This is a genomic window from Cedecea sp. VD22 (assembly GCF_037150195.1).
Taxonomy (GTDB): Bacteria; Pseudomonadota; Gammaproteobacteria; order Enterobacterales; family Enterobacteriaceae; genus Cedecea.
Genome location: NZ_JBBCPX010000050.1, coordinates 1 through 534 on the forward strand (window position 1 = coordinate 1; position 534 = coordinate 534).

Annotated in this window: 1 rRNA gene; it reads right to left on the reverse strand. The window is 51.9% G+C overall.

Going from position 1 to position 534, the window contains the following annotated elements:
* Window positions 1-453, reverse strand: a 16S ribosomal RNA gene (locus tag WFK85_RS23425); the annotation flags it as partial.
* Window positions 454-534 lie beyond the last annotated feature (81 nt).

Consider the following 534-nt stretch of genomic DNA (forward strand, 5'->3'; position numbering starts at 1 on the left):
GCCTTCCTCCTCGCTGAAAGTACTTTACAACCCGAAGGCCTTCTTCATACACGCGGCATGGCTGCATCAGGCTTGCGCCCATTGTGCAATATTCCCCACTGCTGCCTCCCGTAGGAGTCTGGACCGTGTCTCAGTTCCAGTGTGGCTGGTCATCCTCTCAGACCAGCTAGGGATCGTCGCCTAGGTGAGCCATTACCCCACCTACTAGCTAATCCCATCTGGGTTCATCTGATGGCAAGAGGCCCGAAGGTCCCCCTCTTTGGTCTTGCGACGTTATGCGGTATTAGCTACCGTTTCCAGTAGTTATCCCCCTCCATCAGGCAGATCCCCAGACATTACTCACCCGTCCGCCGCTCGTCACCCAGGAGCAAGCTCCCCGTGCTACCGCTCGACTTGCATGTGTTAGGCCTGCCGCCAGCGTTCAATCTGAGCCATGATCAAACTCTTCAATTTAAAAGTGTTTGATGCTCAAAGAATTAAAACTGTTTATAAAATCAGTAGTCACTCTTCAAGACTTGATATTTGTTTGCATCC